This window comes from Cognataquiflexum aquatile, from assembly GCF_003316845.1.
Classification (GTDB): domain Bacteria; phylum Bacteroidota; class Bacteroidia; order Cytophagales; family Cyclobacteriaceae; genus Cognataquiflexum; species Cognataquiflexum aquatile.
On sequence record NZ_QMIK01000001.1, the window covers coordinates 355,781 to 370,966 of the forward strand.

At 42.0% G+C, this 15,186-nt stretch carries 9 protein-coding genes; 4 read left to right on the plus strand and 5 right to left on the minus strand.

Annotated elements, in window-relative coordinates:
- The first annotated feature begins 133 nt into the window (after positions 1 to 133).
- Together DQW11_RS01570 and DQW11_RS01575 are read left to right on the plus strand one after the other, a co-directional pair.
- Positions 134 to 3,193: a SusC/RagA family TonB-linked outer membrane protein gene (locus DQW11_RS01570; protein WP_232826647.1), complete on the plus strand. Its 3,060-nt coding sequence runs from the start codon at positions 134 to 136 to the stop codon at positions 3,191 to 3,193.
- A 62-nt stretch (positions 3,194 to 3,255) separates the two neighbouring features.
- On the plus strand, positions 3,256 to 4,998 hold the full coding sequence (locus DQW11_RS01575) for a RagB/SusD family nutrient uptake outer membrane protein (protein WP_113923161.1): 1,743 nt from the start codon (positions 3,256 to 3,258) through the stop codon (positions 4,996 to 4,998).
- A 257-nt stretch (positions 4,999 to 5,255) separates the two neighbouring features.
- Here the strand turns inward: DQW11_RS01575 and DQW11_RS01580 are convergent, their stop codons facing one another.
- Positions 5,256 to 7,148 (minus strand): metallophosphoesterase, encoded by a 1,893-nt coding sequence (locus DQW11_RS01580; RefSeq protein ID WP_113922226.1) that lies wholly within the window; start codon positions 7,146 to 7,148, stop codon positions 5,256 to 5,258.
- Entirely contained in the window at positions 7,145 to 8,212 is a 1,068-nt protein-coding gene (locus DQW11_RS01585; protein WP_113922227.1) for a phosphatidylinositol-specific phospholipase C1-like protein, read from the minus strand. Before DQW11_RS01585 ends, DQW11_RS01580 begins: the two co-directional genes overlap by 4 nt.
- Positions 8,213 to 8,835: 623 nt before the next feature.
- Between DQW11_RS01585 and DQW11_RS01590 the strand changes: the two genes are divergently transcribed.
- Entirely contained in the window at positions 8,836 to 10,674 is a 1,839-nt protein-coding gene (locus DQW11_RS01590; RefSeq protein WP_113922228.1) for an alkaline phosphatase, read from the plus strand.
- A 488-nt stretch (positions 10,675 to 11,162) separates the two neighbouring features.
- Complete coding sequence (locus DQW11_RS01595) at positions 11,163 to 11,699, plus strand: hypothetical protein (RefSeq protein WP_113922229.1); 537 nt, start codon at positions 11,163 to 11,165, stop codon at positions 11,697 to 11,699.
- 279 nt (positions 11,700 to 11,978) lie between these two features.
- On the opposite strand, the gene DQW11_RS01600 is transcribed toward DQW11_RS01595, so the two are convergent.
- From DQW11_RS01600 to rfbC, 3 genes are all read right to left on the minus strand, one after another.
- A complete protein-coding gene (locus tag DQW11_RS01600) occupies positions 11,979 to 13,055 on the minus strand; it encodes a glycosyltransferase family 4 protein (protein ID WP_113922230.1) in 1,077 nt (358 codons plus the stop codon).
- 11 nt (positions 13,056 to 13,066) lie between these two features.
- Positions 13,067 to 14,281, minus strand: a complete 1,215-nt coding sequence (locus DQW11_RS01605; protein ID WP_113922231.1) for a DUF1972 domain-containing protein — start codon at positions 14,279 to 14,281, stop codon at positions 13,067 to 13,069.
- Between the two features lie 182 nt (positions 14,282 to 14,463).
- Positions 14,464 to 15,054 carry a dTDP-4-dehydrorhamnose 3,5-epimerase gene (gene rfbC, locus DQW11_RS01610; protein ID WP_232826648.1) on the minus strand — a complete coding sequence of 197 codons (591 nt, stop codon included), beginning with the start codon at positions 15,052 to 15,054 and terminating at the stop codon, positions 14,464 to 14,466.
- Between the last annotated feature and the right edge of the window lie 132 nt (positions 15,055 to 15,186).

Consider the following 15,186-nt stretch of genomic DNA (forward strand, 5'->3'; position numbering starts at 1 on the left):
CCTTAACAAGAGGCCTTCAGGATTATTTTTTGGTTATTAAAACATAACAAGGATATAAAAAGAAACTAGACCTCCGACCGTCCCTCCCATGGTAATTTTGGAAAGTACTTAATCCAATTTAAACCTATTGATTATGGGAAATTTTACTTCTAAAAAAACACGAGCAACGCTTCGAATGTGCGTAATCTGCACCGTGATCTTTTTTTCGGGAGGATTGTCAGGAATTCAGGCTAAAGCCTTACCTGCATCTTCGGATATAAAAGACTTTGCAGTAGTCACAGGAACTGTTAAAGATGAGACAGGAGCGCCGTTGCCAGGTGTAGCACTTCTTGTCAAAGGAACGACAAGCGGAACCATAACAGATCTTGATGGGAAATTTTCAATCGATGTGCCTAATGATGCAACTCTTGTGGTTTCATATTTGGGGTATATTACTACGGAAGTTCCAATCAACGGACAATCATTGCTGACGATCCAATTACAGCCGGAAGATTCTCAGCTAAATGAGTTTGTTGTGGTAGGATATGGTATTCAGAAGCGATCAGATGTGACCGGAGCTATTGGTTCATTGAAAAGGGAAAACTTCAACCGGGGGATTATTGCAAATCCTGTAGATCTATTACAGGGTCAAGTTGCCGGTGTGAATGTTACCTCCGTCAGTGGAGAACCTGGAGCAAATCAAAATGTGATCATCCGGGGCATTGGAAGTTTGCGCTCAGGAACACAGCCGCTTTATGTGCTTGATGGCTTCCTGTTGGATAATTCTGATACCGGAATAGCCTCCAATCCGCTCAATTTTTTGAATCCTAATGATATCGAAAGCATAGATGTGTTAAAGGACGCAAGTGCCGCGGCCCTTTACGGCTCCAGAGCATCCAATGGTGTCATCGTAATCACCACTAAGAAAGGTAAGGCCGGGACTTCTCAGGTAAATTTATCCGCATCTACGGCATGGTCTTCGATGGCCAATCAAATCGATGTATTTGAGGCAGATGAGTTTCGACGCCAAGTGGTAGCAGTAGGCGGCAATTTGGAGGATTTCGACGGAAATACCCGTTGGCAAGATGAATTGACACAGGTAGGGTTCTCTCAGGATTACAGTTTATCTATGAGCGGAGCAAACAGTGAGAAATTTTCCTATTTCGCTTCCCTAGGCTACTTAGACAAGGAAGGTATTTTGAAGAACAGCAATTTAAAGCGCTATTCCGGTAAACTGAACATGAATCAGAAAGCTTTCGACGGTAGACTTATTATAGATTACAATCTGACAGCCTCCTATACTGAAAATCTCCGACCAAGCATCGAATCTACCATCAGTGATATGCTTAACTTGAATCCCACGATTCCTGCCTTAACGGATGGTGAACCTACCTTGCTCAATACCAATGCATTGAATCCGTTAAAGCGAAATCAGCTTTACAGTGATAATGCCGCAAACAACCGGATCTTGGGTTCCATATCTCCATCTTTCGAAATCATTGAAGGCCTTACTTATAAGTTAAATCTTGGGGTAGATTACTCCAATACCAACAGATACATCCAGTATAAGCCGTTTACCGAAGTTGTAAATGAGTCCAATGTGGCAAATGGCAGTTTGGATCAATTGATTTCTGCCAACACCAATAGTTTGGTAGAGAATACCCTTACCTATAGTTGGAATAATTACAAGCACAATTTCAATGTACTTGCAGGTCATTCTTACCAGTCATTTTTGGACGAGTTCAGAGGTACTTCCGCTAGAGGATTTGCAGCTAACAATATCGAACCTAGATTTCAGGATCAAAACAGTACCAGTGAATTTCCGACCACGATAAGCGCCTCAGGAGTTAGAAATGAATTACAATCCTTCTTCGGAAGACTCAATTATGTCTACGACGAAAAGTATTTATTCACAGCCACAATCCGTGCAGATGGGTCTTCTAAGTTCGGAGACAATAACAAGTATGGTTACTTTCCCTCCTTTGCTTTGGGTTGGAATGTGACAAAGGAAGAATTTATGGCCAACTCGTTTTTCAACAACTTGAAAGTGCGAACGAGCTGGGGACAAACCGGAAATCAGGAAATACCATCCAAGATTACCCAGGCAAGTTTCTCTGAGGATCGATTAGCCACAGGTGCAGGCAGTCTTAATACTTACCCTATCGATACCCAAGGAAGAACTTTGGACGACTACCCGTATGGAATTGTTTTTACCCGCTTGGCAAACCCGGATTTACAATGGGAGGTTTCCACCCAGTTTAATGCAGGAATAGACTTTGCTGTCTTTAACTATCGATTGACCGGTGCTTTGGATTATTTCAACAAAGTATCCTCCAACATCCTCTTAGAAGTAGTTCCTGCAGATCCGGTTCAGCCTACTTCGACTTTCTGGGATAACATCGAAAGCATGGAGATTCACAACAGCGGAATCGAATTGGCTTTGAATTACAACAGCAAGCCGAAGCAATCTTTTTCCTATGAAATTGGTGGCAATATTTCATTGATTCAAAACGAAGTAAGAGACTCCCCTTTTGCAGTCCTGACTACCGGTCAAGCTCAAGGCGCAGGTCAAACAGGAGCGACCATCAACGGTTACATCAACGGTCATCCGATCGGAGCATTTTATATGCTTCAGTTTGATGGAATAGGAGAAAATGGCCTCAACAGGTTTGTGGATATCAACGGAGACGGAGCAATTCTTGATAATGACAGAAGCGTGGTAGGCAGCGCAATCCCAAAGGTGATTTATGGTTTTAGAACTAATCTAAGGTATAAGAATTTTGACTTTGGAATGAATTTCAACGGTGGAGCAGGAAATGAAATTTATAATCATACAACCATGTCTCTCTTTACCAAGTCTCAACTTTCCAGATCCAACAACACCACGGATTTTGCAGTCCAATTCCCAAATGAATCTTTCAATAATGCCAATACGGTCTCTACCCGATTCCTGGAGAGTGGATCTTACCTAAGATTGAACAATGCTACTATTGGATACAGTTTTAGACCAGATCGGCTTGGAGTGGGCAATACCTTTCAAAATATCCGTATTTCCCTTACAGGTCAAAACTTGTTTGTGATTACAAACTATTCCGGATTTGATCCGGAAGTAAATACCGGAGCAACATCTGGCGGTATTCAAACCTTTGGTATTGATCGATTTACCTATCCAATGGCTAGGACATTTATGGTCAATTTGAATTTAACCTTTTAAAGAACGTGTTGATAATCATTTCCCATATGAGATTCCTTGTGGACTCAAAAAAATATAATCATATGAAAACTATCAGTTTTAGCAAATTAATACCAGTTGTCGCTTTTTTTCTCGCTTTCTTAAGCTGTACTACATTAGAGGAGGAAATCCTCGATGAGTCACTTACTGGAACGGGACAAGCGGAAATAGTAAGTGGATCCATTGCTCCGGTATATGGCATGATGCGTCAAGTATGGCTTCATACGGTCAACTTTGGACTACAGGAAGTAGCCTCTGATGAGGGTATCCTTCCCTATCGAGGTGGTACGGACTGGTTTGATGGAGGTAAATTTATTGCCGTACACCAGCATTTGATGACACCTGGAAATAGCTTGGTTGGAGATACCTGGACTTTTATTACCCTGACTTTGTCAAGGGCAGTGGCAGCGGAAGAGCAATTGGGATTAGAAGTACAAAATGGAAATTCAAGTGCCCAAAATCCACTTTACGAAATGGTAGCCATAAAAGCTTACCTGAACATGCTGGCTTTGGATAACTGGGGACTTGTTTTCAGAAAAGAACGTTCCAATCAACAATCAGAGATTCTCAGAGGTCAAGAAGCTGTGGATTACCTTGAATCAGAGCTCCTGTCAGTAGTCAATTTGATCAGCACCGGTGAGCCCGGTAGAATGAATAAACATGCTGTGGAGGCCTTATTGGCACGTTTGTATTTGAATGCTGCAGTATATCGGGATCCATACGGAACTGCGAACTTCAGGATTGAGGATATGGATAAGGTAATCGAATACACCAGCAAAGTCATCAACGGAGGCTATACCTTGTCACCTGAATATTTTGACTTGTTCAATGATAACAACAAAACCAATCCGGAAATTATTTTTTCTCTTGATCAGCGCGGAGTCCTTCAGACCGAACACAGCAGATGGCAGTATTGGTCTATTTCCGGGGATCAAGTCCCAAGACCGGAATTTCCCAATACGAGAGGAACAGATGCAGTTGCAGCCACTCCTGACTTCATCCAGACTTGGTATGATGCGTATGGAGAGGTGGATCCGGCCGATGCAGATGCCCGCTTTTTCCAAGAGAACACGATCGTTCCTGAAAACCTCAGAGATCTGACCGGTTTGAATCCTACCAATGACGCAGATCATTATTATTGCGTAGATCCGTTAAAATTTGAGATGGACAGAGGAATAATCAGAGGAGTTATTTGGGGACCAAGAAAAGATGCGGGCGGTAACATATTGAAGTGTCCCGATGGTAAAGTGAGAATCTACCCGGTGATTAATAGAAGAAGCAGCGGTGCAAACATTCGCTATGTCGATCATATCTTCCAAGTAGATTTTACCAATGAAGGAAGTCTACACAATACAGGACACCGATTTTCTAAATATCAATTTAGCAGAACTGCTCCAAACTGCTGCAGCAACAGTAGCGTGGATATCGTTCTGCTTAGATTAGGTGAAGTATATTTGATGCGTGCTGAAGCTAAATTGAGAAAAGGCGATACTGCCGGAGCTCTTGCAGATGTCAACACGCTGAGAACTTCTAGAAATGCACGTCCTGCCCAAACCCCAGCTCCACTGAATGCTATCGATTTGGATATTCTTTTCCGTGAATCTGGATTTGAATTATACTGGGAAGGTCTGAGAAGAACCAACCAAATCAGATTTGGAAAATATGAGGATAGCTGGACCGAAAAGACTAACAGTGATGTCAACAAAAGACTGTTCCCGATTCCTCAACGAGCGATCGACGGAGCTTCTAACATTCCCGGGTTCCTTAAACAAAATCCTGGGTATTAAAACTTTGAATTTATCAGAATCTTTGCCAATAACCCAATATTCTACTTCAACGGGACGGATCCCGATAGCTATGGGGACGAAGTCGAAAGACCGGTGTGTCGGAAGTTTCAGACCCCCGCTAAGAACTATATTGAATAAAAATTATTCTAAAATCATCGTTGTACAAAAAATTAAATGCGTCCATCTATATGATAAAAATCCGGCTGAATTTCAGTCGGATTTTTTTATCTATGAACAATGCGAAATACAGGGATTGTTTACTTCCCTAAATCTAAGACCTTCCCTTCTTCCGGATAGATCAAAAAGTGGTCAGAAGGATATGAATTCATCATCTTACCCAAAATCCAAAAGAAATCGATAAGCTGATTTTGGACTGCGAAATTACTTTCTGCTTTGGTTTTGAAGGTGAGTTCTGTCAGGATATGATAGAATTTCAGTCGGTGCAAAGGAATGAGGTCTTTGCCCAAGTGTCCGCCGTTTTTGATCAGGTAAAAATCCATCATCAGGTTGTTTCCATCTTTGTCAACCTGCAAACTGTCATTCCGGAAACTATTATCCCCTCCCCTTTTCGCCATGACTTTTCTTCTGCCAAGAGCATCCGCTACCAAAAAAGTGTTTCCTTCCAAATCATTCAACTGCACCCAAAAAAGGATTTCTTCTTCAGACAATCCTTCCACCAAAGAAGCCAAATCCATTGGCCAATCCGAGGACAAAAACCTCAGTTGGATCAATTGCTCCAAATGGCCCAAGGTATATCCAAGGTATGATTTGGAGGAAAGAATGGATTTGTCCCATATTTTTTCTGGATACAATCTAGAAAGGTAGTCATGCTCCATCCCGTAAATGCCAAAAAACTCATCAAACCTTGCCACTTCGTACAAGGGTACAGTAGTGATTTCCAATGCATGGTCAGGTCTCTGGGAAATGATTTTATATGCCGGAGGAAATGCCGCAAGTGAAGGAACCTGTATGTTGATCAGGGATTTCCCTGTTGGCGTCCAATGGATTCCTGTGTCATTGAGGTGCATGTGACCTGCAAGATGCACCCTGATTCCTGCTTCAGCGTATTGGTCGGAAACCTGATGGGTAGGTACCCTTACCAACTGGAACTTGTTGATGCCAAAAACTGAAGCCATCTTTTCTGAAGTGCCGTCATGGAAATCTGCCAAGGGATAATGACTGAATGAGAGGAGTGTTTTTCCACGCTTTTTTGCTTCGGCGGTGACATTTTTAATCCAATTGAGTTGGTGCTGTTTATGTTGTGCTGCGAGGTTAAACCCTATACTCGAACCGCTCCACCCCTTTAATTCATTGTCTTCTCCAAACCGTGGACTGTACACATTGCCATCGATAGCCAAAAGCCAAATCCCTTCCACCGGTTCCACCACATAGCTTGCATCCGGCAAAAAATAACCCGAGTCGCCAACTTCATACAACCGATTTTTTATTTCCGAAAGCGCCAATGCTTTTTCAAATTCATATCCTTCGTAATCGAGTCCCAAAAAAGGATGAGACCAAAAAATATCCTTTTGGTCAGGAAAGAAGCCAAATGATCCCAATTCTTTACAAATCTCATAATACCCCCAATAATTGATTTGTTCTATCCTTGGGATGCTGTCCAAAGGATTTTTGCCTTCAAAACCAGCTATTGTTTGAGGACGTCCTTGTGCTCCAATATAGTCCACTTTACTTCCGACGCCTCCGAAAGGAGTTACGGGATCGTGGTTTCCGGTCGTGATAAAAAACCGCATCCCAAAATCCTCTGCGTACTGATCCAATATGGTTTTGAGCAATTTTACATTCATCGGTTGCCCGTCATCAGTAAAGTCTCCCGGCAAAACCACGAACTTGATCTCTTTCTTTCTTAAATCCTCCAAAGCCTCCAAAAACGCAAAATAATTTTCATTAAAAAGTCGCGTGGAATTCATTTGGCTGAGCATAGTTTTAAGGGTCGCCATTTTGCCGGTTACCGGATGGGCCACACCCTGAAAACCTGAGGAATCAAAGTCTGCATCCACATCGTGAAGATGGATATCAGCCAAAAAAGCCACTTTAGCCTCAAGTCCAGATTGGGCCAAAAGTGGCACCTGAGGCCAAGAATACATCATTCCCGCACTCAGAAGTACGGGAATAAGTTTGGAGTAATTCACTTTAAATTCAGAATAGAATTAGGTCGTTCAAAGGTTTTGCCATCAAAACTTACTGTATAGTCAGATGGAAAGAGGGTCGAAGGAATGTAATAATCCGTGGAAATCACTTGCGCTCCTGAAGCTTTCGCTTTTTCAAATTTGGTATAGTCTCCTGATCGTGCCTCTTTGGTATCAGAGTCTGCCCGGGTTCGGATGATGTATCCTTTTCTCACCAAATCCTGAATGTAGGTTTCGTTGGCAACAGGATCGTTGATGATTCTGAATCCGGCTTCAGGGTTTCCTTCTTTCAGATTGACGAAAAGAACCGCGTTTTTGAGTTCAGGCTTTTGGGTAAGGTAGCGGCGGATTTTCTCCTCACTTTCATCCAACACAAAAAGGAACTTGCCTCTTGCAGCATCCATTTCCGGCCAGTTTCCGGCCAAAACTCCCTTTTCAAGCGACCCGAAATCACCACGAACTTGATCCGGTGTAATCAATTTGTCCATTCCCAAGTAAGTCCTTACTTCCAAATCGATGCTGTCCAAAGCTGTCCCTGTAAATGAAAGCGGGCTGACAGTCATCGGAACTTGTCCGTCTTTTGCGTTGATCAGAACAAAAACAGGATGGTGATCAGGATTTTGGTCGCTCCAGTTTTTAAGTTCTAAAAGTGCATTTTTGAAAAGTAGGTGATGAGATTGCACATCCAGATCCTGTACGTGAAAAAGCTTCATTCCAGGTTCCTGAAGCTCCTTTTTGGAGTCAAAAACAGTTCCTTGCGGAAGCATTGCAAGCGACTTTGGGTTGGCATATTTCCCTCCCATTGGATCATGAAATACATCCAATTCAAGATTACGAAGTCCCAGATCCAATTGCTCGGAAAGTGGCAGGTGCTCGTATTCCAAACTTTTCGCAGCAGCGGGATTGATTTTTTGTAAATAATCCAAAATCGGGGCAGGCATCGCACTTTTGTACGAGTTGTGGCTTCCGATGACCTGGGTTTGATTCAACCTCAGAGTCTGGGCATTGGAAAAAAAAGCAAATGACCAAAAGAATAGAACAAGCGCAATCGAACTTAATTTTTTCATCAGTGAAACAGGTTTTGAACAAACAAGATGGCGCTTTTTGGAGTCAGGACGAGGTTTTACATGTCAACTTATTGTTAACTTTCCTATGAATAAAATGCTTCCAAGTGAAAAGTTTTTTTCTTACCTCAAACCCAGCTTGAATAATTAAGAAGAAAAAAATTAAATGTGTATCCGGATGAAACCAAGTACCAAAAGTAACCAGAAAGGTGTTCTTTGGGCTACAGGAAATCGAGTCGACATTTTTACAGCTACTTTTTTTCTTGGCAAAAAAAGTAGCCAATCCCGATAAATATCGGGACAAGACGGCCAACCGCACTTTCTGGCTATTAAAACTCCCGTTTTAATCCCTTATCCGCGCACAAGGCCCTTGCCGGCCTCCCGAAGTTTCGGGATCATTCCTCCCCACCTCGAACATATTAGGTTCAGTTTTTGGTAGAAAATTTGGGAATTTTTCGAGTACGTGCAACAATGCAGATATCCATAAAAATATAAAGTTTTAAAAATGTTATCCTGGCTTCAGGTATTGTTATCCAAAAAGGTGCTTTGGTTTATGTTTTTGTTAAATCACCCAATCCGGTGATAAATCAGGACAATCGGCTCAATTGCCTTGCTTACTTTTGAAGATGAAAAAAATACTTTTCCTCCTCCTCTCCTCGGCATTCTTGGCATTGCTTGCGGTTGGGCAGGAACTTCCCACCTACAAACTCCACTCCCACAATGATTACCTGAGAACAGTGCCATTTTGGGATGCTTTTGGGGCCGGATGTGCATCGATCGAGGTGGATGTGATTTTGCAAAATGGAGGTTTGATGGCAGCACACGAAGCAGAAAGTATCCGACCTGAACGTACTTTGAAGTCGCTGTATCTCGAGCCAATCCAAAAGGCAAAATCACTTGGGATGATCGCTGACTTTAAGTTTCATTTGTTGATTGATTGCAAAACAGAGGCTTATGCCACTTTGAATCAAATCGTAAAAGATGCCTCTGAATTTGAGGAGTTGCTCTTTTCTCCCCAAAATCCAACAGGACTCAAGCTCATCATATCAGGCAATCGACCCAAACCCGAAGATTACAAAAACTATCCTCCCTATGTATTTTTTGACTACCAAAGCAAAGTACTCACCCCTGACCTTCCCTGGGAAAAAATTGGTATGGTCAGTCTGAGTTTCAGGCAATTTTCAGTTTGGAATGGCAAAGGCAGGATTGTCCAATCCGAAAGGGATTCATTGGTGTCATTTATTTCCAAAGTACACTCTTTTGATAAGCCTGTCAGGTTTTGGGCTTCTCCTGACAGCAAGTCAGCATGGAAAGCTTTTGCGGACCTTGGGATAGATTACATCAACACCGACCAACCTTATGAGGCCAATCAATACCTCAAAAACCTGAATGATAACATTATTGTAGGTATAAAAATCCAAGAGATTTATAAGCCTGAGTTCGACCATGACGGAATGGAAAATAAAATTGATCGGGTCATTTTGATGATCGGAGACGGAAATGGATTGGCGCAGATTACGGCAGGAATGTTTGCCAATGGCAACCAATTGAACCTCACGCAGCTTAAAAATATCGGTTTTGTCAAAACCCAGGCAGCGGATGATTTTACTACCGATTCCGCAGCAGGAGCGACAGCCTATGCTACAGGACAAAAAACCAATAACCGGGCTTTGGGTACGGATCCAGACGGAATGGCGCTGCAAAATATAACGGAATTGCTTGACTCTTATGGTTTTAATTCCGGAATCATCACTACAGACAACCTCACTGGGGCAACTCCCGCATCCTTTTACGCCCATCATGCCGAAAGGGATGACATAGATGAAATAGCCCGGTTCCTGCCTCTCAGCAAAGTCGATCTTTTTATCGGAGGAGGCAAAAGGGATTTCACCCAATTTGGGTCTGATAGGCTGAAGGAATTGGAAGAAAACGGTTTTACCATGATGAAGAGTATGGGAGAAATTGCAGATTCCCCTGCCGACAAAGTGGGCTATTTTGCAGCAAATAGCGGAATGCCGACCATGGCTAAAGGCCGGGAAGATTACCTTCTACAAAGTAGTAAGAATTCAATAAGCTTTCTGGAATCCAAAAAATCGCCGTTTTTTCTGATGGTGGAAGCAGCCATGATTGATTCTGGCGGGCATGCAAATAGCGGTAATGCCGTTGTCACCGAATTGTTGGATTTTGATAAGGCAGTAGGTTGGATGATCCAATATGTCGACCAAAACCCCAATACCCTTTTGATCATCACTGCAGACCATGAAACTGCCGGTCTGAGTTTGCCTCAGGGGAAAGTGTCTGAAAATGAGGTGGAGTTGGCTTTTCACAGCGATGACCATACCGGGATTATGGTGCCGATATTTGCCTATGGGGCACATTCAGGCGAATTCCGAGGAGTGTATGAAAACTCAGAAGTATTCCACAAAATCATGTCCTTGATCAACCAATACCATCAGCCAAAATAAAAGACTAAATCCTAATTGTAATCATAGTGCTTTATTTGATGGATTGTCCATCAAATCGTCACTTAGTGCTTTTTCGGAAAGGAAATTTCCGCAAGGGGACGGGGTGGATTTGACAGGTAATTGTTTATGGCAGAAAGCCTGGTTTCTTGGATACTGAAAAAAGTAATAAAATAAAACCAAGGGCTTCAACCAAACTATTTTTTAGTCATAGAAGGTAAAAAAAAATGACACTGCCAAAAGCAGTGCCTTATTCCTGAACAAATGAAAAAAAATACCTTTGAAGAGCTTTCACAAATGTATGCTTCATTTCAATCCAACATTGGATTCGAGGGTTACCAAATTGCTGTCATTTTGGTGCTTTTTCCCTGACAGTTTTCACAAAAAAATAATCCAAATCAACCCTTTCTTGTTCCTATATTAAAATATCACTTAACATTGGCTTTCGGCTTTTTGATTTTAGGTAATTTCGCTTTAAACACAGGTAAATTATGAAAATGAAGAATTATACTCCCTTGAAAGAAATAACAGAATCAAGGTTAAACTATGCGAAACTTTATCTAGAAGAACTTAAAAATCCTACTATTGCCGGTTCTGAGATTGAGAAAGCCCATCAATATTCCTTTCTGTTCCATTTAAAGGGTGTTGTGGATGCATTTTTGGTAGAAATCAACGAAATCTATGGACTGGGACTTAAGAAAAAGCATCTAACTATCGATAGCCTCAAAGTTTCGAAATCTGGTTCCAAAAAACCCATCAAAGAAGGCAAAAAACTCGGTAGGCTAATGGAAAAAAACAATTGGCTTTCAGAACTGAAGTCCTTTGACCCTAACAAATTAAAGGCATTGAAAAAATCCAAGAAATCTAAGGACAAGGATGAATCATCTACCTTGGAGGAAGAGAAAAGTGCCATACAAATAACTTCTGTTTTGGAAAAGTTTGAGGAGTGGCACTCCAAAATGGAAAAATTGATAACTGAACTTAGGGAATCAGCACTTGAAGCAAGTGGGAAATCGGCGAAAAAATAACAGTCTTAAAATGTAAGCTCCTAATTTGACTCTCAGGTTTGAAAACCTGAGAGTTTTTTTGTTTTACCATTGACTTTTAATTTATCGTTTTGGATGGAAATATTTTTTACTTCGCCCTAGAGTAATGAGAAAGCAAATAAGGAGAAACTTTTTGTCTGCCGCGGGTTTTCAGGTTGAAAAGGTTCCGCCACGGCGGACAGGTGTAAGTGATGTAATTGTTATAGTGGTTCTATGTTGTTGATGGATCAAGTCTTTGATCTTGTGTCTTGGATCTTGTGTCTAATGGTTTATATTCTCCATCCTTTTGATCTTGGTTTTCCACGACATCAATCTATTGTGGAATTGCAATAGGGATGTAACAAAGGAAAACAGAAACAGCATAGCTATAAAAGCAACCGTCAGTCCTACCAATTGGTAACTGATAAAGCCAATCAGGATTATCCCGGACATCAGTCCCACAATCCCCAAGCTGCTTGCTTTGTGCCTCAGACCGGTGGTCAAGACCAAATGGTGAAGGTGGGTTTTGTCGGGATTGAAAGGACTTTTACCTGATTTCATTCTTTTTCTGAAAACACGGAGAGCATCAAAAACCGGAATAAGCATGACCGCCACCACGCCAAGGATTACCAAAGAGACGTTGGCTGTATTCTGTGCGGATTGGATCAGCCTGATTCCTGACACCACCAAAATAAAGCCCATCATCAATGAACCTGCATCTCCTATAAATACTTTTTGGCTTTTGCTGAGATTAAATCTCAAAAACCCAAACAATCCACCGATGTAAGTCAGAAAAACCAATGCAAGCAGGAACTGATTGGTCAAAACAGCCAGTACGGTGAAAACCGCAAAGCCGGCAATGGCAAGTCCTGCCGCAAGTCCGTCTATGCCATCCATCAGGTTGAAGGCATTTACAGCCCCCGCAATCACTACCACCGTAAGCCCATATTGCATCCAATCTGCCAATTCATAAATACCAAAAATACCGTGTAGGGATTCGATTTTTATTCCTTGAGAAAAAATGAAATGTGCCAAAATCAACTGAATTGCCAGTTTCATGGTAGCTCTCAATTCAAAAAAATCATCAATCACACCCATCATCAATAAAATGCTCATGGCGAGGTAAATGTTTTTGAAACCCAAAATGTCCAAATCAAATGGCAAAGCCAAGCCTAAGGCCAAAGTGGTGGCGATGAATATCCCGACACCGCCAATCAAAGGAATGGGCAAAGTATGTACTTTCCGGAAGTTGGGTTTGTCCACCATGTTGATTCGGAAGGCAATTTTTCTCAACACAGGTATCACCAAAAGTGTCATTAAAAAGGCGGCCAAAGGGCCAATGATATGGATCGAATTCATAGAAAAGGTAATTAGAAGTTTAAATTGGTTTTTAAGTGGGCATGGCCCAATTCAAGGAGTTGGTCATAGGGGATATTTTTGGTTTCAGCTTCCACATCGGCTTTTTCTGAGGTGTTCAGGGCCTCTTCTACCAACAGTTCATATTTGAAGGCAATATGGGACCAGGTGTACCTGCGCTTGGCGACTGCCTGCATATCTTCCCCTACCTGTTTCAGTTTGGCAGTATAGATTTTGTTGATTTCGGCAATCAAACTTTCCTGATCAGAAAAGTACAGGGCCCTGTTTTCGGTGGTGACTCTGTTGTAGGAAACACCGTTTGCCAGGATAGGCAAGCCTAAGTACATCGCTTCTACCAAGGAGGGATTGGTCCCTCCTGCCGAATGCCCGTGAACATACAGAGAGGCATTTCCGCGGAGTACGTCCAGCTTTTCCTGGTTATAGATGGGATCCAAAATGTGGATATTGGGATGCTGACTGTATTTGGTTTTGAGGGACTTTCCGTAGTCACTTTTGTCCCAATTGCCGACGATGACCAAAGGCATCCGACTTGTTTTGGTAAAAGCTTCCAAAATGACATGCACCATGTTTTCGGGCTCAATCCTGCAGACCTTAAAGGCATATTGCTCTTTGAGAAAAGGATATTGTTCCGTTGCTTCTTCAGTGACCGCAACTTTCATGGTATGGTCTGCCCCGTACTCGATGATTCTGCTCAAGGAACCGTATCGGGCTGCCGTGTAATCCTGAATGGCTTCATTGTCTGAGATGTCGATATGGGAGTATTTGACCGCCTTGCCTTCTGCCCAAAACAAATACCACTTGGCTAATAAATTCCACTTGTCTCTTTTCCACTCAATCCCATCTATGGAAATGATGATTTTCTTATTGGTAAAGATCCGGACGAAAGGTAAAATCCACGCACCCGCAACACCAAGCACCAAAAGCACATCTGCAAAAAAAAGTGCGTTTATGATTGATAAGGTATCGTAGGGAATGCTTTGGATTCCGTTGGCATCAAAAGGCAGGTATTTGAGTCTTGCTCCTTTATAGCTTGACACCCTTTCTGATTTGCTGTACTTTTTCCCTGAACAATAGACAGTGATGTCATGCTTCTGACCGAGGTCTTCGATGAGATGCTCGGCAAGGGTTTCAAAGCCACCATAATTGGCAGGAACGCCCACGGTCCCGATGATGGCGATTTTCTTCTTTTGTGTTAAATTTTTGTTCATGATTCTTTCAATTAAATGCTTCAAGACGAAAGCAGTGCCAAAACAATAAAATGCTTGAATTCAATAGATTATACAATATTTGTAGGAATATAATTTTCCATTTTTTGGAAATGAATTGCAAAATGGAATAGGATTGAAAAGGGAAACAAGGGAATTTCACTTCTTTTCCTTTAGAAAATATGCTACACTACCTGCACGGTTTTGAGAAATCTCTTTTGCTCAAAGGATGCCACATATTCCAACCATGACATTGCTTTTTGGTCTTTGAGTGAGATCTGTGCATTGGGTGTATCGACTTTCCAATCAATAGCGAGGTATCGGTCAAGGGGATAAACTCCGATTTCCATTTCAGGATTGTAAAAAGCATCACACTTGTAAGAAAAGATGGTCTTGTCTTCCAAAACTGAAAATCCGTGAAGACATCCTTTTGGAATAAACAATTGGTTTTTGAGGGTGCTGCTGATTTCTGCTGTGAAAATTTCACCGAAGGTGGGTGAGTCAAATCGGGCATCCACCACTACATCTATCACCCTGCCCTGAATTACCCGGATAAGTTTGGCTTGGGCGGATTCTCCACGCTGCGCGTGGAGTCCACGGATGACACCGTAGTTTGACATGGACTCATTGTCCTGAACAAACTCCGTTTCAATTCCGGTGATTTGTTCGAATTTTTCGCTGTTAAAGCTTTCAAAGAAGTAACCGCGTTCGTCTTTAAACACTCTTGGTTGGATCAAGAAGCAGTCTTTGATATTGGTTTTTTGTATTTCCATCATTTTATGGTTTAGTATTTTCTTTTTATCCTCTTTTTGGCCAGTAAACAGATATTTATTTTCAAGCGGGACGGAAGACGGAAGACGGAAGTCGGATGTAGCGCCCATTTCGGTCCTCTGCCATGATTAAGATTG

Coding starts and splice junctions, on each gene's coding strand:
- DQW11_RS01570 (WP_232826647.1), top strand. CDS start 134: ATGGGAAATTTTACTTCTAAAAAAACACGAGCAACGCTTCGAATGTGC.
- DQW11_RS01575 (WP_113923161.1), top strand. CDS start 3,256: ATGAAAACTATCAGTTTTAGCAAATTAATACCAGTTGTCGCTTTTTTT.
- DQW11_RS01585 (WP_113922227.1), bottom strand. CDS start 8,212: ATGAAAAAATTAAGTTCGATTGCGCTTGTTCTATTCTTTTGGTCATTT.
- DQW11_RS01590 (WP_113922228.1), top strand. CDS start 8,836: ATGAAAAAAATACTTTTCCTCCTCCTCTCCTCGGCATTCTTGGCATTG.
- DQW11_RS01595 (WP_113922229.1), top strand. CDS start 11,163: ATGAAAATGAAGAATTATACTCCCTTGAAAGAAATAACAGAATCAAGG.
- DQW11_RS01600 (WP_113922230.1), bottom strand. CDS start 13,055: ATGAATTCGATCCATATCATTGGCCCTTTGGCCGCCTTTTTAATGACA.
- DQW11_RS01605 (WP_113922231.1), bottom strand. CDS start 14,281: ATGAACAAAAATTTAACACAAAAGAAGAAAATCGCCATCATCGGGACC.
- rfbC (WP_232826648.1), bottom strand. CDS start 15,054: ATGATGGAAATACAAAAAACCAATATCAAAGACTGCTTCTTGATCCAA.